The organism is Cupriavidus sp. OTU4054 (genome assembly GCF_038440175.1).
In the GTDB taxonomy this organism is placed as follows: domain Bacteria; phylum Pseudomonadota; class Gammaproteobacteria; order Burkholderiales; family Burkholderiaceae; genus Cupriavidus; species Cupriavidus pauculus_D.
This window is the reverse complement of sequence record NZ_JASATF010000047.1, coordinates 16,598-32,515: the sequence shown is the minus strand read 5'-3', so window position 1 is coordinate 32,515 and position 15,918 is coordinate 16,598. Positions and strand designations below refer to the sequence as shown.

The window sequence follows — 15,918 nt, the reverse complement described above, 5'->3', positions numbered from 1 at the left end:
GGGGGCCGTTTTACTCGCGCCGCCCCCCCGCCCGGGGGGGGGGGGGGGGCCCCCCCACGGGATTACTTGGACAGCAGCAGGTTCTGATTGTAGCGGCGCAGCGTATCGATCAGCGTCTGGTTCTCGGGCTCGATCTTCGCGGCCTCGTTCCAGGTCTTGCGTGCTTCGTCCTGCTGGCCGAGCTGCCACAGCACCTCGCCCAGGTGCGCGCCGATTTCCGCCTCGGGCGCTTTCGCGTAGGCATTGCGCAGCAGATCCGCGGCGGGCTGGAGTTCGCCCTGGCGGAACTTGACCCAGCCGAGGCTATCCATGATGTACGGATCGTCGGGGCCGAGTTCGGTCGCGCGTTCGAGCAGCTTGCGCGCTTCGGGCAGCCGCTCGTTGCGGTCCGCCAGCGAATAGCCGAGCGCGTTGTAGCCCTGCTTCTGGTCGGGCTGCATCGAGATGACCTTGCGCAGGGCGACCTCCATGCTGTCGTAGCGCTTCTCGCGTTCGTCGAGCATGGCGAGTTCATACAGCCAGTCCGCGTTGTCGGGTTCCGCCTTGACGCGTTCGGTCAGCACCTTGCGCGCGCGGTCGTAGGCCTTGCTGTCGATCAGCATCGACACCTCGGCCTGACGGATCGCGCCCATGCGCTGCGCGCGTTGCGCCGGATCGGGAATGTCCTCGGACTCCGCCATCATCTCGCCGAACACGGCCTGCGCGTCGTCGAGCTTGCCGAGACGGCCGAGCAACTGCGCGCGCTTGGCCTGCGCGGCCGGTGCGAGGCGGCCGTCGTCGATGCGGTCGAGCCACTGGATCGCGCCGTTGTAGTCCTTCTTTTCCTCGGCGATCTGCGCGAGGTACTGGAACGCGACGTCCGGGTTCGCGGCCGGCGACTTCTCGGCCATCTGCAGGTATTCCTTCAGATAGCGCTCGGCGTCGTCATAGCTGCGCGCCTGCAGGCTGGTCAGCCCGAGCGCGAGCGGCACGCGCGGATCGTTCGGTGCGACCTTGCGCAGCGCCTGGAACTGGTCGCGCGCGGCGTCCATGTCGTTCTTCTGCAGATACAGGCGCGCGAGCGTGATATGCCCGTTGACCGACGACGGCGACTTGGCGAGGAATTTCTTCAGCCCCGCGATTGCCTCGTCCGGCGACTGCTCGGCTCGCATTTCCGCGACCGCCAGCGCCGCGGCCTCGAAGTCCGGCTTCAGGCGCAGCGTCTCGTCGAGTTCCTTCAGCGCGCCGGCCGAATCGCCCGCGGCTTCCTTGGCCCGCGCGAGCGCGAAATGCGTCTCGGGCAGCTTTGTGTCGTTCGCGGTCAGGCGCTGGAGCACGGCCACCGCGCCGGCGGGGTCGCTCGTCCGCGATAACTGTTGCTGAAGCTGCAGGATCGCTTCGGCGCGATGCGCCGAGGGTGCCGCAGCGAGCTGCTGCGCCAGCAGCGGCTCGGCTTCCTCCCAGCGTCCGTTGAGCACCAGCAGCGTCGACAGCACCTGACGGGCCGCCGCCGACTTCGGCGCGAGCTCGACCCACAGCCGCGAGGCGTCGAGCGCCTGCTGCGAGATGCGCGCATTGAATGCGATTTCCGTCGCGCGTTGCGCCAGGCGGGGGTCGCGCGTCGAGCGCGCGAGGTCCAGGTACGTGCGATAGGCGGTGCCGACGAGACCACGCTGCAGCGAGATTTCCGCCGCGAGCACGCGGTACATGATGTCCGGCGTCAGCGTGACGTTGGGCAGCGGGGTCCGCGGGGCGCGCGATGCCGGCGCGACGGACGAGGGCGGGGCGAGCTCCGCATCGTCGTCGGACTGGGCGAGCAGGCCGGGCAGGGGAGCCGCCGGGGCGAACGTGGAAGCGGACGTGGAAGCGGGCGACGCGGGGGGTGCCGCGAATGCCGGTGCCGGTACCGTGAGCGACGCGAGCGATCCGAACGCCAGGAGCGCGGCCGCGGCCAGCGCGCGGGCATGGCGCAGAACTGGCATATGGGGCGTATGGGCGGCAATGCGGGCAACGCGGGCGATGCGGCGAGCGCGCGAACGCGGCTCGCCGATGTTGGCGGTGGTGATCATCGGGATGAATTCCGGGCGCATGGCCTATTTTGGGGACGAACGGGACAAATCGGCGAACGGGACAAACTATGCTCCGGCGCACGCGGCGTCAGGAATGGATGAGAGGCATTGTAGCCTGCCGCTACAATGCCCTGCTTGCCAGCGGTGCGGCGTTGCGTCTGACAGCACGCACATCGGAAACCGGGGGCCTGCGACTTGGAGCGTCGCGGCGGGCAAGAGGTTCTGTACCAGTTTCCACAACAAAAGGTTTTTCAGAGGTTTTTCGCGATGCCCGAGTTACCGGAAGTCGAAGTCACGCGCCGTGGATTGCTGCCGCATGTGGTCGGACGGCGCATCGTGGAGGTGACGGTGCGCCATCGCGGCCTGCGCTGGCCTGTGGACCCGGAACTGGAGGCATTGCTGGCCGGACGCGTGATCGCGCGCATCGAGCGCCGGGGCAAGTACCTGCTGCTCGAATGCCTGCCGGCGGAAGGGAGCGCGGCCGAGCCGGGCTGGCTGCTGGTACACCTCGGGATGACCGGCACGCTGCGCGTGTGGCCGCAGGCGCCCGCGCCGGGACCCCACGACCACCTCGACCTCGTGCTCGCGGGGCCGACGGGCGAGGGTGGCGATATCGTGCTGCGCTTTCGCGATCCGCGCCGGTTTGGTGCAATCCTCTGGAGTCCGCTGCCGGAGTCCGAACTGCCGAGCCATCCGCTGCTCGCCAACCTCGGTGTCGAGCCGTTCGACGCGCGATTCGACGGCGGCTGGTTCCACCGCCATACGCGCGGCCGGTCGGCCGCCATCAAGACCGTGCTGCTGGCCGGCGACATCGTCGTCGGCGTCGGCAACATATATGCATCGGAAAGCCTGTTTCGGGCCGGTATTCGTCCGACCACGCCGGCCGGGCGTATCAGCCGGGAGCGGTACGACAGGCTGGCCGTGGCCGTACGCGAGACGCTGGCCGAGGCCATCGCCCGCGGCGGCAGCACGCTGCGGGATTTCGTAGGCAGCGACGGCAACACGGGCTACTTCCAGCTGGACTGCCTTGTCTACGACCGGACCGGCGAGCCATGCCGCGTATGCGGCACGCCGATCCGTCAGATCGTTCAGGGCCAGCGCTCGACCTTCTACTGCCCCCACTGCCAGCGGTAGCCGGACAGCCTTCCGGCACGCTTCCTGTTGTTGCAGTTCACGCGCGTTTCACAGGGCGGGGACGGCGCTCGGACATGGCCGATGGCTCGGCGCAACACTCGCGTAATTTGGAGCCATCGAGGGGCGCGAATTCCACAAAATCGCGCCGGAAACATGTATCGTGTGCCCAGATAAAAAAAGTTACAAAAAAGCGTCGGATCCATCAAATCGGAAGGGTCTGACCGAGAGGCGCCTGCCTCGGGTCCGCAGGGTCAACGGGCCACCCGAAGTCGGCGTCGTTTGTGCGCGCAGTGCCATAACACCTAGCCCAAAACAGCGAACGCAGCCGAACACTCCATGACAAGCCTTGCCCATCAATTCGAACAGTATGGCGCCTGGAGAACGGGGGTACTCCAGTCACTAGCGGAATTCCAGTCGTGGTTGCAGCAGTACGACCTGTACGATGCCACCGCCGACGATCGCGTCCAGCGCATCCAGAACGTGCTCAAGAGCGACAGGCTCAAGGTCGCGTTCATCGCCGAGTTTTCGCGCGGCAAGAGCGAGCTGATCAACGCGATCTTCTTCGCCGACTATGGCCGCCGCATTCTCCCGTCGTCGGCCGGCCGGACCACCATGTGTCCGACCGAGCTGCGCTATGACGAAGCCGAGGCGCCCAGCATCCGGCTGCTGCCGATCGAGACGCGCCTGCAGGAAGCCTCCACCGCCGATTTCATGGAGCCCGGCGCCGCTGGCGGCTCCCACTGGACCACGGTACCGCTCGACCCATCCTCGCCCGAGGGGATGCTTGCGGCGTTCCAGCACGTGGTGGAAACCACGCGCGTGACGCCGGCCGTCGCGGAGTCGCTGGGCCTGTATCACGAGAACGACCCCGATGCCGCCTGGTCCGTCGATGCGGACGGCATGGTCGAGATTTCGCGCTGGCGCCATGCGGTGATCAACTTCCCGCATCCGCTGCTGCGCCAGGGCCTCGTCATTCTCGACACGCCGGGTCTCAACGCGATCGGTACCGAACCCGAACTGACGCTGCGGCTGATTCCCGATGCGCACGTGGTCGTGTTCGTGCTGGCCGCCGATGCCGGCGTGACCAAGAGCGACCTCGAGCTGTGGCGCAGCCATGTGGGCGCCGGCCATCGCCGCGGCTGCCTCGCGGTGCTCAACAAGATCGACGGCCTGTGGGACCCGCTGAAGTCCTCGCCCGAGATCGCGATGGAGATCTCGCGCCAGGTCCGCACGACCGCGCAGGTGCTCGGCATCGAGGAACGCCGCGTCTATCCGGTGTCCGCGCAGAAGGGTCTCGTCGCCAAGGTCACGCATGACGAGCCGCTGCTCGTGCGCAGCAATCTCGCGCAGTTCGAGCACGTGCTGTCGGACCAGCTGATTCCGCAGCGCCGCGATATCGTGTCCGATCAGGTGCAGCGCCTCGTGCACGACGTCTCGCGCGGCGCGCAGCAACTGCTGCAGAGCCGCCGCCGCGATATCGTCGAGCAGTTGTTCGAGTTGCGCGGCCTGCGCGGCAAGAACCACGCGATGGTCAAGCACATGCTGCTGCGCGTGCAGGGCGAGAAGGAAGAGTTCGAGCAGAGCATCACCAAGTTCCAGGCGCTGCGCCTCGTGTTCGGCCGCCATAGCGCCGACATCATCAAGGCCCTGCAACTGCGCGACGTGCGCCGCACGATGCGCGACGCGCGCGAACAGATGAAGGAACGCTTCTTCTCGCGCGGCCTGCGCGAGGACATGGAGGCGCTGTTCGATCAGCTGACGGGGCTGATCAAGGAGGCCGACCAGAAGATTGCCGGCCTGCATCAGCTCGTCGATAGCATGTACCGGCGCTTCAACGCCGAGCATGGCTTCACGCTGCCCGCGCCCATCCAGTTCGTGACGTCGCGCTATGCGATGGACCTGCAGGAAACGCTGCAGCTGGTCAACAACCACTTCGGTGCCGTGAACATGCTCACGCGCTCGCGGCCGCAGCTCGTGCAGAACGCGTTTGCGACGATGGCGAGCCGCGTGCTCGACAACTTCCGCGATCTCAACCGCGATATCGAGATCTGGCTGAAGTCGGTGATGACGCCGCTGGAGGCGCAGGTGCGCGAGCATCAGAAGCAGCTGCGCCGCCGCGTCGATTCCATCGAGCGCATCCACGAGGCTACCGACACGCTCGAGAGCCGCATCTCGCAGCTCGAGGAAGTGCTCAACGGCCTCGACGAACGCAGCGGGCGCATCGAGGCGTTCGCCAAGGCGATTCTCGAAACGCCGGCCGAGGCGGGCGCGCGCGCGGCCTGACGAGGGAGGGGGTGGGGTAATATCTGCCTCACCTCGTCTCCCTCACCCCTGCCGCACTGTCTCGCCGCACTGTCTCGCCGCATGCCCCGCAAGTCCGCGTCTCCCTTATCCCCCTCCTCGCAAGCGCCGATCTCCGTGCCGACCGATTTCGGCATACGCGTCGTGAACTGGCAGCGCCGGCACGGCCGCCACGACCTGCCGTGGCAGAACACGCGCGACGCCTATCGCATCTGGCTGTCCGAGATCATGCTGCAGCAGACGCAGGTCGCGGCCGTCATCGAGTATTTCCAGCGCTTCGTCACCCAGTTGCCGACCGTCGCCGCGCTCGCGGCCGCCCCGGCCGACGAGGTCATGGCGCTGTGGGCGGGCCTGGGCTACTACTCGCGCGCCCGTAATCTGCACCGCTGTGCCAAGGCCGTGATGGACGAGCACGGCGGCGTGTTTCCGACCGATCCCGATGTACTGGTGACGCTGCCCGGCATCGGCCGCTCGACCGCCGCGGCGATTGCCGCGTTCAGCGCGGGCGTGCGCTCGCCCATTCTCGATGGCAACGTCAAGCGCGTCTTTGCGCGCGTGTTCGGCATCGAGGGTTATCCGGGCGAACGCGCGATCGAGACGCGCATGTGGCAACTGGCCGGGCAGGCGCTGCCACCGGCGGGCCCGAACCAGGCCGAGGACATGATCGCGTACACGCAGGGTCTGATGGACCTCGGCGCGACCGTGTGCTCGCGCGGCAAGCCCGCGTGCCTCGCCAATGCCGACGCATGCCCGCTCGCGGCCGACTGCGTCGCGCGCCGCGACGGGCTGACCGCCGTGCTGCCGACGCCCAAGCCGCGTGCCGCGATTCCCGAGCGCAGCACCGTCATGCTCGTCATGCGGCATGGCCGCGACGTGCTGCTGGGCCTGCGGCCCGACAGCGGTATCTGGGGTGGATTGTGGAGCCTGCCCGAGATGCCGGTGGACACCGTGCCGTTCGATATCGAAGCGGCCGAGGATGCCGCGCTTGCGCAGGCCCGCGCATTCGGCACGCCGTCGCGCGCGATGCTCGCGGGCGAGCTCACGCATGTGTTCACGCATTTCCGGTTGCTGATTCGCGCGATTCGCGTGGACCTCGACGCGGTCTCGCATGTCGAGGATCCCGCGCGGCGCTGGCTGTCGCTCGACGATCTCGACGCACTCGGGACGCCGGCGCCGGTGCGCCGCCTGCTCGAAGACCAGGCGCGCGGCGGACTGTTCTAGCCTGGACGATTCAGACGATATGGTGCTGCCGCATATAGCGGTGCACGATCTCGATACGCATGCCCGCGTCGGGCAGTTCCATCAGCATCTGCTTGGCCTTGAGCGGCACCGGTAGCAGCTCGCACAGCCGGTTGGCGACCCAGGTGGGATCGTCCCACTGGTACGGCTCCGCGAACGGCATGTTGTCGGGCGACTCCGCGTGGATCGACGAGACGATGCGCCGCAGGGCGGACAGGCATTCGCCAAGCAGTTCGAGCTTGCAGTCGATGATGTCGTCGGGCAGCACTTCCGCGCGCGCCACGAGCAGGCCGTCGTCGCGCGTCTCGTGCGACAGCACGCGAAAGCGCTGGCGCCCGCGTGCCTCGATCAGCAGCACGCCCAGCTGCTCCATGTTGCAATCGACGATTTCGGCCAGGCAGCCGACCGACTCCGGCACGGTGGGATCTTCGGGACGCGCCACTTCCTGACCGCTGGCGATCAGGCATACGCCGAATGCGCTGCCGTCGCGCAGGCAGCCACGCACCATGTCCACGTAACGCTTCTCAAAGACGCGCAATGGCAGGCGGCCATCGGGGAACAGCACCGTATGGAGGGGAAACAGCGGCAGCTCGTCGAGGATGACGCGCGCGGTGTCAGCGTCGTCCGTCGGGACGGAACGGTGAGGATAAGGCGGATGGGTGGACATGGATAGCCATGGGTGCACGGACCGTGTCGCGCCGCGCGGAGCCACCCATGTCGATCGGAAAACGCCGATCAGCCCGGTGCCAGCTCGCGGTGTCTGACCAGCACATTACCATGTGCCCGGAAGTAGTTGGCAAGTCTTTCCGCGATGAACACGGAGCGATGTTGCCCGCCCGTGCAACCGATGGCAACCGTGAGATAGCTGCGGTTGTCCGCGATGAAACTCGGCAGCCACTTTTCCACATAGGCGCGGATATCTTCCGCCATGGCGAGCACCAGCGGCTGGCTCTGCAGGAAGTCCACCACGGGCGCGTCGCGGCCCGTGAGCGGGCGCAGCGCGAGGTCGTAGTACGGGTTCGGCAGCGAGCGCACGTCGAACACCATGTCCGCATCGCTCGGCACGCCGTGCTTGAAGCCGAACGACTCGAACAGCAGCGTCAGCTGCTGCATATGGCTGTCGCGGATGAGATCCTTGATCCAGCTGCGCAGCGTGTTCGTGCGCACGTTGCTGGTATCGATACGATGGGCCGAATCCGAGAGCGGACTCAGCAGCTCGCGCTCCATCTCGATGGCCTCGATCAGCGAGCGATCGTTGTACACCGGCTCCACGCTGGCCTGCTGCTCGAGCAACGGCGTGGCCTCGGTACGGACGGAGAGCGGATGGCGTCGGCGCGATTCCGAGTAGCGCTGGACGAGCGCATCGGTGTTCGCGGTCAGGAACAGCACCTGCACCTGATGATCGCGTCCGAGGTCGCGTACGGTCTCGGGTAAGCGCGCGAGCGATTCGCGGCTGCGAATATCGGTGGCCACGCCGAGGTGCGTATAGCCCTGGGAGGACAGATAACTCGCGAGATCGGGGATGAACTGCGCCGGCAGGTTGTCGACGCAGTAATAGCCCGCATCTTCGAGGACGTTCAGCGCAACGGACTTGCCGGAGCCGGAGATTCCGGTGATGAGAATGATTCGCATGGCACCCGCAAGGATAGCACCGGGTGATGGCGACGTCATGACATGACGCCGCCATTCGACATCAAGCGGCGGGTTTGGAGAGGCAATCTTTCATGAATGCCTTGTAGTCGTCGCCCTTCTTGCCCTTGCCCTGCTTGCTGCAGGCGGACATCTTTTCCTGCTGCGTCTTGGGCTCGGCGGCGGCCGTGGGCTTGCCCGACAGGCAATCGCTCATGAATTTCTTGCGATCGTCGCCTTTCTTGCCCGTGGCCTGCGTGTTGCATGCCTTCATCCGGTCCTGCTGGCTGTTGCCAGCAGCCGCCGCGGGAGCGGAAGCGCCCTGGGCAAACGCGCCCATGGCGATCAGCGGGGTTACCAGCACGCACATCGCGATCAGCTTTTTCATGCTTCTCTCTCCTTGGGGGTGGAACCACAGGAAAACATGCGGGCTTTTCATGCCCGTCAACGCACACAACGTGGGCCATGCCGGCGAGGTTGACCGCGCGGCGCCTGTCCGCGACGTTCAGAGCAGCCGGCCCTGCCCGCGCGATACGACATCGGCCTGCATGGCCGCGCGCTGACGGTCCATGAAGTCGCGCAGCGTGTCGATGCCTCGCAGGCGCAGGATCGTGTTGCGCACGGCGGCTTCCACCAGCACGGCGAGGTTTCGGCCGGCCGCCACCTGGATCTTCACCATGTGGATCGGCAGCCCGAGCACGTCGAGGTATTGCGAATCGAGCGGCAGGCGCTCGAATTCGCCGTCGTTCCGGCGCACGAGCTGCACCACGAGCTTGATCTTCATTTTTCGCCGGACCGCGGTTTCCCCGAAGATCGTCTTGATATCGAGGAGGCCCAGTCCGCGTACCTCGAGCAGGTTCTGCAGCAGCGGCGGGCAGCGGCCTTCCACGAAATCGGGGCCCAAGCGCACGAAGTCCACCGCATCGTCGGCCACGAGGCCATGGCCGCGCGAGATCAGTTCGAGGCCGAGTTCACTCTTGCCGAGGCCCGATTCGCCCATGATCAGCACGCCCATGCCGAGAATGTCGAGGAACACGCCGTGCATGGTCACGCGCGGCGCCGAAATGCGCGACAGGTACAGGCGCAGATGATCGATGACCGCGGCCGACGACACGGGCGTGGTGAACAGCGGCGTCGAAGAGCGCGTGCAGCGCAGTTCCAGGTCGGGCGGCGGCTCCATGCCATCGGCCACGACGAGGAACGGCGGCTCGAGCAGGATCAGCTCGCCCATCTGGCGCTTGCGCGGCTCGTCGTCGAGCCGCTGGTAGTACAGGATCTCGGGTTTGCCGAGCACCTGGATGCGGTTCGGATGGATCAGGTTCAAGTGACCCACGAGGTCCGCCGCCGATGTGGCCTCGCGCGCGAACTCGACGTCGAACGCACGGTCGGCGCCTTCCAGTCCGGCCACCCACGAGAGTTTGATATCGGCTGCGTTGTCGTCGAAGATCGACTGCGAGGTGACGCCGGTGAGTTCCATGCGATTACGTGGGGCGGTGGTTGGGAGGGGGCAGGCACCGTGGCTGGCGCCGCTCGGGCGCGCGGATCAGCAGCGGGTAGCCCCGCCGTTCCCGCGGGACCTCATGGGTGCCATTCGGTCAGCAACTGGTGCACCGCCTCGGGCGTGGGCAGGGTTGCGAGCCCGTCGCGCATCTCGCGGTCCGATAACAGCTGTGCGATCTCCGACAGGATTTCCAGATGCTGCTGCGTGGCCTGCTCGGGCACGAGCAGGAAGATCAGCAGCGATACGGGCTTGCCATCGGGCGATTCAAACGGGATCGGCTCGGCCAGGCGCATAAAGCCGGCCAGCGGCTGCTTGAGCCCCTTGATGCGGCCGTGCGGAATCGCGACCCCGGCACCCAGGCCGGTCGAGCCGAGCGATTCCCGCGCGAACAGATTGTCGGTCACGGTGGCGCGTGCCACGCCATGGTTGTTCTCGAACAGGAGCCCGGCCTGCTCGAACACCCGCTTCTTGCTGGTGACGCTGACGTCGAGAGTGATGTTGCCGGGTGGCAGCAGTTTGGCCAAACGATTCATGGGCGATGCGCGGGTATCTTGGGGGTGTAAAGCGTCCGGCCATTATAGAGCAGCGGCATCGGTTCCTTGTGCACCGCAGCGTTGCGCCATACCGGTCACTACCGGTCGCCAACTCCGGGCGGCGAACGCCAGTCTCCTTTGTACATGTATGGCGCAGCATACACCGACGCCGCACGGTTGCAACTCCCCGTGGCTGGCGGACCACGCGCCGCGCGTATCGGGCGCCCATCAAAAAAGCCGCGCTGATTGCGCGGCTTTGCTCTCTTCGTATCACTCCTTGGCGACGTTGGCGTCGCGCGTCGGTGTTTATTGCTGCTGCATTTGCGCGGCAGCCATCTGGTACTTCAGGGCTTCGCGGTCGTGGCCCTGCACGCGATCCTTGTAGCGGATGACCTGACGGTCGAGCTTGTCGACCAGACAGTCGATCGCCGCATACAGGTCTTCATGATGCGCTTCGACGAAGATGTCCTTGCCCTTCAGATGCAGATTGATTTCCGCATACTGCCGCCGTTCCTTTTCCTTGTGGTTGTCGACCGATAGCAGCACGCTCACACCGATGACTTGATCGAAATGCCTGACGATACGCTCCAGTTTCGTTTCCACGTACTCACGCAGAGGGGGCGTGATGTCCAGGTGGTGTCCACTGATCTTGAAGTTCATAGCGTTTCTCCTTCTGAAAGAGTCACACCAGGCAGACGGTGCAACTCGGCTACAAAGTCTTGCGGAGATTCACTGCCGGGATCTTGAGCGCTTCGCGGTATTTGGCGACGGTGCGCCGCGCGACCACAAAGCCCTGCTCGCCCAACAGTTCGGCGATGCGGCTGTCGGAAAGGGGATTCTTGGGGTCTTCGGCTCCTATGAGTTGCTTGATCAGCGCGCGGATTGCCGTGGATGAAGCTGCGCCACCCGTTTCGGTGGACACGTGGCTCCCGAAGAAGTACTTCAACTCGAAAGTCCCCATCGGCGTGGCCATGTACTTGTTCGTGGTCACGCGCGAAATCGTGGACTCATGTAAACCGAGTGTATCGGCTATCTCCCTCAAAACCAAGGGGCGCATCGCGATTTCCCCATGGGTGAAAAAGTTCTTCTGCCGTTCGACGATAGCCTGCGCCACACGCAGGATCGTATCGAAGCGCTGCTGTATGTTCTTGATGAGCCACCGCGCCTCCTGAAGCTTCTGCTGCAGCCCCGCAGTGCCCGATTCGCCCTTCGCGCCGCGCAGGATCTGCGCGTACATGTCGTTGATGCGTAATCGCGGCATCACATCGGGATTCAGCTGGGCAATCCAGCCACCTCCGCTCTTGCGCACGAACACGTCGGGCACCACGAAATCGGCCTCGGGCCTGCTATAGGCGTGCCCGGGATACGGTGCCAGCGAGCGGATCAGATCGTGCGCGGCCTTCAATGCTATTTCGTCCACCTGGAGCGCTTTCTTGAGGCGCGTGTAATCACGCACCGCCAGTAACTCCAGATGGTGGTTGACGATCGACAATGCAAGATCGCGTTGCGGATGCGAGATGCGGCGCAGCTGCAGCGTGAGACATTCCGCCGCATTGCGCGCGCCCACGCCGGGCGGATCGAAGCTCTGCAGCAGCGTGAGCATCGACTGCACTTCCTCTATTTCGAACTCGAGTTCCTCGGGCAGTTCCGAGAAAATTTCTTCGAGGGTGGCGCCGAGATAGCCATCGTCGTCGAGCGACTCGATCAGGAACACCGCCAGGCCCTTGTCGCGCAGGGAAATCTTCAGCGGCGCGACCTGTTCCATCAGATGCTCGCGCAGCGTGGGTTCCGCGTCGCGCAGCTGCATCGGCGTCTTCTCGTCCTCGTCGCCCTGCGGACGGCGCGCGAAATCGTCGAGGCTCCAGTCGTTGCCGTAGTCCTCGCTGGTGTTATCGCCGCCGAAGCCTTCCTCGTCGCTGCCGCCCGCGCCTTCCGCGCGCTCCTCGCCGTTGCCCTGCGGCTCGGCCGGGGCGGGCGCGGGGGCGCTCTGCACGTTGACGGAGCCATCGGCGGCCACGCGCAGCGGGCTCTCGATCCAGTCGTTTTCGCGCTCGAGCAGGGGATTCTCCGTCAGAGCCTGCTCCACTTCCTGCTGGAGCTCCAACGTCGAGAGCTGCAGCAGCCGGATCGACTGCTGCAGTTGGGGGGTAAGGGCAAGGTGCTGGGAGAGGCGAAGCTGAAGCGACGGTTTCATGCGACCTATTCTATGCGCATCTTCTCGTCGATGGAACGGAAATTGCTATCGCCTATCGCTTTGGCTCGGTGATCGTGTCTGACCGAGCGCGAATGTGAGCGGCCGCACTCGCGGCCGGGGCATCACATCCGGAAGTTTTCGCCCAGGTAGACGCGCCGCACGGATTCGTTGGCGATGATGTCCTCGGGCTGGCCCTCGGCGAGCACCGTGCCTTCGCTGATGATGTACGCGTGGTCGCAGATGCCGAGCGTTTCGCGCACGTTGTGGTCGGTGATCAGCACGCCGATGTTGCGTGCCTTGAGGAAGCTGACGATACGCTGGATTTCGCCGACGGCGATCGGATCCACGCCCGCGAACGGCTCGTCGAGCAGGATGAAGCGGGGCGAGGAGGCCAGCGCGCGCGCGATTTCCACGCGGCGGCGCTCGCCGCCGGACAGGGACAGCGCGGGGTTGTTGCGCAGGTGCGCGATCTGGAGATCGTCGAGCAGCGTGTCCAGCCGCTTGTTCATCTCGTCCTTCTTGAGCGGCTTGCCGTTCTCCTGCTGCAGCTCGAGCACCGCGCGGATGTTCTCTTCCACGTTGAGCTTGCGGAAGACCGACGCTTCCTGCGGCAGGTACGACAGGCCCATGCGCGCGCGCTCGTGGATCGGCAGGCCGCTGATGTGGTCGCCATCGAGCACGATGTCGCCTTCGTCGAGCGCGACGAGGCCCACGATCATGTAGAACGAGGTCGTCTTGCCCGCGCCGTTCGGGCCCAGCAGCCCGACCACCTCGCCGCTCTTGACGTCGAGCGACACGTCCTTGACGACGGTACGCGAGCCGTAGCGCTTCTTCAGGTGGCGCACGACGAGCGTGCTGCCATTGGAGACAGTGGCGGTGGAGATCGGCTTGGCGAGCGTGGCGGTATCGTTCATGACTGCTGCGTTGGGGTGCTTCGGGCCCGGAGCGCGGGGCTCAGGGCTTGGCCGGCGACGGGTTCTGCGACGAGTTGGGCGACGGGACTGGCGAGGGCTTCAGGTCCAGCGGCGCGGCGGGCGCGCTCGCGTCCGCGCGCGGCGACAGCACCGCGCGCACGCGGCCCGAGGACGGCGCGCCGGCGGCGGTCGTGTCTCCGCCGCCCGCGGCGGTGTAGAACTCGTTGCGGCTGTCGTACGTGATCAGCGCGCCGCGGATCTCGTCGATGACCTTCGTGCCGGCGACGCGCGCCGCGCGGGCATGGCCGATCAGCCGCGACAGTTCCTGCTTGCCGTCGTATTCGATGCGGTCGCCCCAGCCGTCGATGTACTCGTCCACGCCGTCGCGCTTCTGGCGGATATAGGCCTGGCGTCCCGGCTTGGCGGTCGCGATTGCGTACTGATAACCCTCGGGATCGGTACGCAGTTCGGCCGCATCGGACTTCAGCACCATCGTGCCCTTGGTCAGCACGACGTTGCCGGTCAGCGTGTAGATCTGCTTGACGTCGTCGTAGCTGGCGTTGTCCGCTTCCAGCACGAGCGGCTTGTCGCGATCCGCGCGTTCGGCGTGCGCGGGGCCCGCGAGCGATAGCCCGAGGGCGGCGACCATGGCGAGCAGCGCGACAGCGGCGGGGCGGCGACGGGACGGCGTCGTCTGGGATGAAGTCATAGCGGACTAGAAAATGGACTGGATGACGGCCTGGCAAGGCTGCGCGCGGGGCGACGGTCTTGCATGGGCGCGCTTCTTATGGTTTCGGAGCCTGGCCCGAAGGCGGCCCCGTGATGATGGTGCCGCGAACGTTACCCAGCAATTGTACTTCGCGGGTGACGTTGTTGAAGATCAGCCCGTTTGCGTTCATCACGGAAGGGCCGCGCACCAGTTGCACGGGCTGGTTGGTTTTCACGATGTCGTCGTTCACCAGCAGCTGGAAATACTGCGAGGCCGCGGTCATGCGCGGGTCCTTGCTGAGGTCCGTGCCAGCCTGCCGCACGATGAACGCATTGCCGTAGAGATCGATGATCGAGCCCTCGCTGTTCATCACGCCGCGGTCGGCGTTGGCGGTCACGGGCGGGCGGTCCGGTTCGTACGCGCGCATGGCGGGGCGCGTCACCTCGTAGGTCTGGTCGTCCTCGAAGTGGATCATCTTGATGCCGGTGAACCGCAGCTTGGTGCTGCCGTCCTGCGCGAGCTCGGTGGCCGAGAAATTGTCGATGTAATAGTCGGGCTCGTGGCGCTTGCCCGTGACCGCGGCCTTGTCCTCGCGCGGCGAGTTGATCTCGACGAGCCAGAACGTGCTGCCGGCAACGATCGCCATCAGCAGCAGCGGCAGCAGCCGCATGACGAGCCCGGTCAGTTTGGCGAGGAGTGCCTGCATGGTGGCCGGCGCCTGGTCAGATGACCTTGGCGCGCGTCAGGTCATGGATATGGAGCGCCCCGGTCAGGCGTCTGTCGCCATCCACCACCAGCAGCTGGTTGATGCGGTTGGCTTCCATGATCTGTACGGCCTCGACGGCCAGCGCGTCCTGCAGGACCGTGCGCGGATTCGCGTGCATGACCTCGCCGATGGGCACGACGCGCCAGTCGCGCGGGGTTTCCAGCAGCCGGCGCAGGTCGCCGTCCGTGAACACGCCGATGGCGTGGCCCGCGTCGTCGACCACGGCCGTCATGGCCATGCCCTTGCGTGTGATTTCCATCAGCGCCTGCGCGAGCGGGGTGTTCTCGCGCACCTCGGGCACCGCGTTGCCGGTACGCATGACGTCGCGCACGTGGGTCAGCAGCTTGCGGCCGAGCGCGCCGCCCGGGTGGGAGCGCGCGAAGTCTTCCTCGCCGAACCCGCGCGCGTCCAGCACCGCCACGGCCAGCGCGTCGCCGAGCGCGAGCGCGGCGGTGGTGCTGGCGGTCGGGGCCAGGTTCAGCGGGCAGGCCTCGGTTTCCACCGCGCCATTGAGGTGCACGTCGGACAGCCGGGCCAGATTCGAGGCCGGGTTGCCGGTAATCGAGATCAGCCGCGCGCCCATGCGCTTGACGATGGGCACGATCGACAGCAGCTCGCCCGTTTCGCCCGAGTTCGAGAACGCGATGAGCACGTCGTCGCGCGTGATCATGCCGAGGTCGCCATGGCTGGCCTCGGCCGGATGCACGAAGAACGACGGCGTTCCGGTGGAGGCGAGGGTCGCGGCGACCTTGCGGCCGATGTGGCCCGACTTGCCGATGCCGGACACGACCACGCGGCCGGTGCAGGCCAGTAACAGGCGCACGGCGTCCGCGAAATCGGGGGTCAGTCGGTCGATCAGCCCGCGAACCGCGTCGGCTTCGATCTGGAGGGTGTCGCGGCCGAGACGAAGTGCTCGATCCGCATCGAAATTGGCTATCATGGCGACGGAG

The 15,918-nt window shown here is 66.1% G+C and carries 15 protein-coding genes; 3 read left to right on the top strand and 12 right to left on the bottom strand.

Going from position 1 to position 15,918, the window contains the following annotated elements:
* Positions 1–62: 62 nt before the first annotated feature.
* Positions 63–1,961: a tetratricopeptide repeat protein gene (locus AAHB16_RS31490; RefSeq protein ID WP_342052820.1), complete on the bottom strand. Its 1,899-nt coding sequence runs from the start codon at positions 1,959–1,961 to the stop codon at positions 63–65.
* 354 nt (positions 1,962–2,315) lie between these two features.
* On the opposite strand from AAHB16_RS31490, the gene mutM reads away from it, so the two are divergent.
* The 3 genes from mutM to mutY all read left to right on the top strand — a co-directional run bounded on the left by mutM (position 2,316) and on the right by mutY (position 6,704).
* On the top strand, positions 2,316–3,182 hold the full coding sequence (gene mutM, locus AAHB16_RS31485; protein ID WP_150372898.1) for a bifunctional DNA-formamidopyrimidine glycosylase/DNA-(apurinic or apyrimidinic site) lyase: 867 nt from the start codon (positions 2,316–2,318) through the stop codon (positions 3,180–3,182).
* Positions 3,183–3,518: 336 nt separating this feature from the next.
* On the top strand, positions 3,519–5,465 hold the full coding sequence (locus AAHB16_RS31480; RefSeq protein WP_342052819.1) for a dynamin family protein: 1,947 nt from the start codon (positions 3,519–3,521) through the stop codon (positions 5,463–5,465).
* Between the two features lie 81 nt (positions 5,466–5,546).
* Entirely contained in the window at positions 5,547–6,704 is a 1,158-nt protein-coding gene (gene mutY / locus AAHB16_RS31475; RefSeq protein WP_342052818.1) for an A/G-specific adenine glycosylase, read from the top strand.
* Positions 6,705–6,714: 10 nt separating this feature from the next.
* Here the strand turns inward: mutY and AAHB16_RS31470 are convergent, their stop codons facing one another.
* From AAHB16_RS31470 to AAHB16_RS31420, 11 genes are all read right to left on the bottom strand, one after another.
* On the bottom strand, positions 6,715–7,389 hold the full coding sequence (locus AAHB16_RS31470; protein WP_342052817.1) for an LON peptidase substrate-binding domain-containing protein: 675 nt from the start codon (positions 7,387–7,389) through the stop codon (positions 6,715–6,717).
* A 68-nt stretch (positions 7,390–7,457) separates the two neighbouring features.
* Positions 7,458–8,354, bottom strand: a complete 897-nt coding sequence (rapZ, locus tag AAHB16_RS31465) for an RNase adapter RapZ (RefSeq protein WP_150372894.1) — start codon at positions 8,352–8,354, stop codon at positions 7,458–7,460.
* A 61-nt stretch (positions 8,355–8,415) separates the two neighbouring features.
* Entirely contained in the window at positions 8,416–8,739 is a 324-nt protein-coding gene (locus AAHB16_RS31460) for a PsiF family protein (RefSeq protein ID WP_342052816.1), read from the bottom strand.
* A 117-nt stretch (positions 8,740–8,856) separates the two neighbouring features.
* Entirely contained in the window at positions 8,857–9,828 is a 972-nt protein-coding gene (gene hprK, locus AAHB16_RS31455; RefSeq protein ID WP_109582178.1) for an HPr(Ser) kinase/phosphatase, read from the bottom strand.
* 101 nt (positions 9,829–9,929) lie between these two features.
* Positions 9,930–10,385: a PTS IIA-like nitrogen regulatory protein PtsN gene (gene ptsN / locus AAHB16_RS31450; protein ID WP_150372892.1), complete on the bottom strand. Its 456-nt coding sequence runs from the start codon at positions 10,383–10,385 to the stop codon at positions 9,930–9,932.
* Between the two features lie 306 nt (positions 10,386–10,691).
* The gene (gene hpf, locus AAHB16_RS31445; protein WP_109582176.1) at positions 10,692–11,045 is read right to left on the bottom strand and encodes a ribosome hibernation-promoting factor, HPF/YfiA family; all 354 of its coding nucleotides are present in this window, start codon (positions 11,043–11,045) and stop codon (positions 10,692–10,694) included.
* A gap of 49 nt (positions 11,046–11,094) precedes the next feature.
* The gene (locus tag AAHB16_RS31440) at positions 11,095–12,579 is read right to left on the bottom strand and encodes an RNA polymerase factor sigma-54 (RefSeq protein WP_342052815.1); all 1,485 of its coding nucleotides are present in this window, start codon (positions 12,577–12,579) and stop codon (positions 11,095–11,097) included.
* 122 nt (positions 12,580–12,701) lie between these two features.
* Positions 12,702–13,493, bottom strand: coding sequence for an LPS export ABC transporter ATP-binding protein (gene lptB, locus AAHB16_RS31435; RefSeq protein WP_150372890.1), 792 nt, complete (start codon positions 13,491–13,493; stop codon positions 12,702–12,704).
* A gap of 40 nt (positions 13,494–13,533) precedes the next feature.
* Positions 13,534–14,202 (bottom strand): lipopolysaccharide transport periplasmic protein LptA, encoded by a 669-nt coding sequence (lptA, locus tag AAHB16_RS31430; RefSeq protein ID WP_342052814.1) that lies wholly within the window; start codon positions 14,200–14,202, stop codon positions 13,534–13,536.
* Between the two features lie 76 nt (positions 14,203–14,278).
* Complete coding sequence (gene lptC / locus AAHB16_RS31425) at positions 14,279–14,908, bottom strand: LPS export ABC transporter periplasmic protein LptC (RefSeq protein ID WP_150372888.1); 630 nt, start codon at positions 14,906–14,908, stop codon at positions 14,279–14,281.
* Positions 14,909–14,924: 16 nt separating this feature from the next.
* The gene (locus AAHB16_RS31420) at positions 14,925–15,908 is read right to left on the bottom strand and encodes a KpsF/GutQ family sugar-phosphate isomerase (protein WP_342052813.1); all 984 of its coding nucleotides are present in this window, start codon (positions 15,906–15,908) and stop codon (positions 14,925–14,927) included.
* Positions 15,909–15,918 lie beyond the last annotated feature (10 nt).

Excerpts from the sequence above, each read along its gene's own strand:
- AAHB16_RS31490 (WP_342052820.1), bottom strand. The coding sequence starts at position 1,961 with ATGCCAGTTCTGCGCCATGCCCGCGCGCTGGCCGCGGCCGCGCTCCTG.
- mutM (WP_150372898.1), top strand. The coding sequence starts at position 2,316 with ATGCCCGAGTTACCGGAAGTCGAAGTCACGCGCCGTGGATTGCTGCCG.
- AAHB16_RS31480 (WP_342052819.1), top strand. The coding sequence starts at position 3,519 with ATGACAAGCCTTGCCCATCAATTCGAACAGTATGGCGCCTGGAGAACG.
- mutY (WP_342052818.1), top strand. The coding sequence starts at position 5,547 with ATGCCCCGCAAGTCCGCGTCTCCCTTATCCCCCTCCTCGCAAGCGCCG.
- AAHB16_RS31470 (WP_342052817.1), bottom strand. The coding sequence starts at position 7,389 with ATGTCCACCCATCCGCCTTATCCTCACCGTTCCGTCCCGACGGACGAC.
- rapZ (WP_150372894.1), bottom strand. The coding sequence starts at position 8,354 with ATGCGAATCATTCTCATCACCGGAATCTCCGGCTCCGGCAAGTCCGTT.
- AAHB16_RS31460 (WP_342052816.1), bottom strand. The coding sequence starts at position 8,739 with ATGAAAAAGCTGATCGCGATGTGCGTGCTGGTAACCCCGCTGATCGCC.
- hprK (WP_109582178.1), bottom strand. The coding sequence starts at position 9,828 with ATGGAACTCACCGGCGTCACCTCGCAGTCGATCTTCGACGACAACGCA.
- ptsN (WP_150372892.1), bottom strand. The coding sequence starts at position 10,385 with ATGAATCGTTTGGCCAAACTGCTGCCACCCGGCAACATCACTCTCGAC.
- hpf (WP_109582176.1), bottom strand. The coding sequence starts at position 11,045 with ATGAACTTCAAGATCAGTGGACACCACCTGGACATCACGCCCCCTCTG.
- AAHB16_RS31440 (WP_342052815.1), bottom strand. The coding sequence starts at position 12,579 with ATGAAACCGTCGCTTCAGCTTCGCCTCTCCCAGCACCTTGCCCTTACC.
- lptB (WP_150372890.1), bottom strand. The coding sequence starts at position 13,493 with ATGAACGATACCGCCACGCTCGCCAAGCCGATCTCCACCGCCACTGTC.
- lptA (WP_342052814.1), bottom strand. The coding sequence starts at position 14,202 with ATGACTTCATCCCAGACGACGCCGTCCCGTCGCCGCCCCGCCGCTGTC.
- lptC (WP_150372888.1), bottom strand. The coding sequence starts at position 14,908 with ATGCAGGCACTCCTCGCCAAACTGACCGGGCTCGTCATGCGGCTGCTG.
- AAHB16_RS31420 (WP_342052813.1), bottom strand. The coding sequence starts at position 15,908 with ATGATAGCCAATTTCGATGCGGATCGAGCACTTCGTCTCGGCCGCGAC.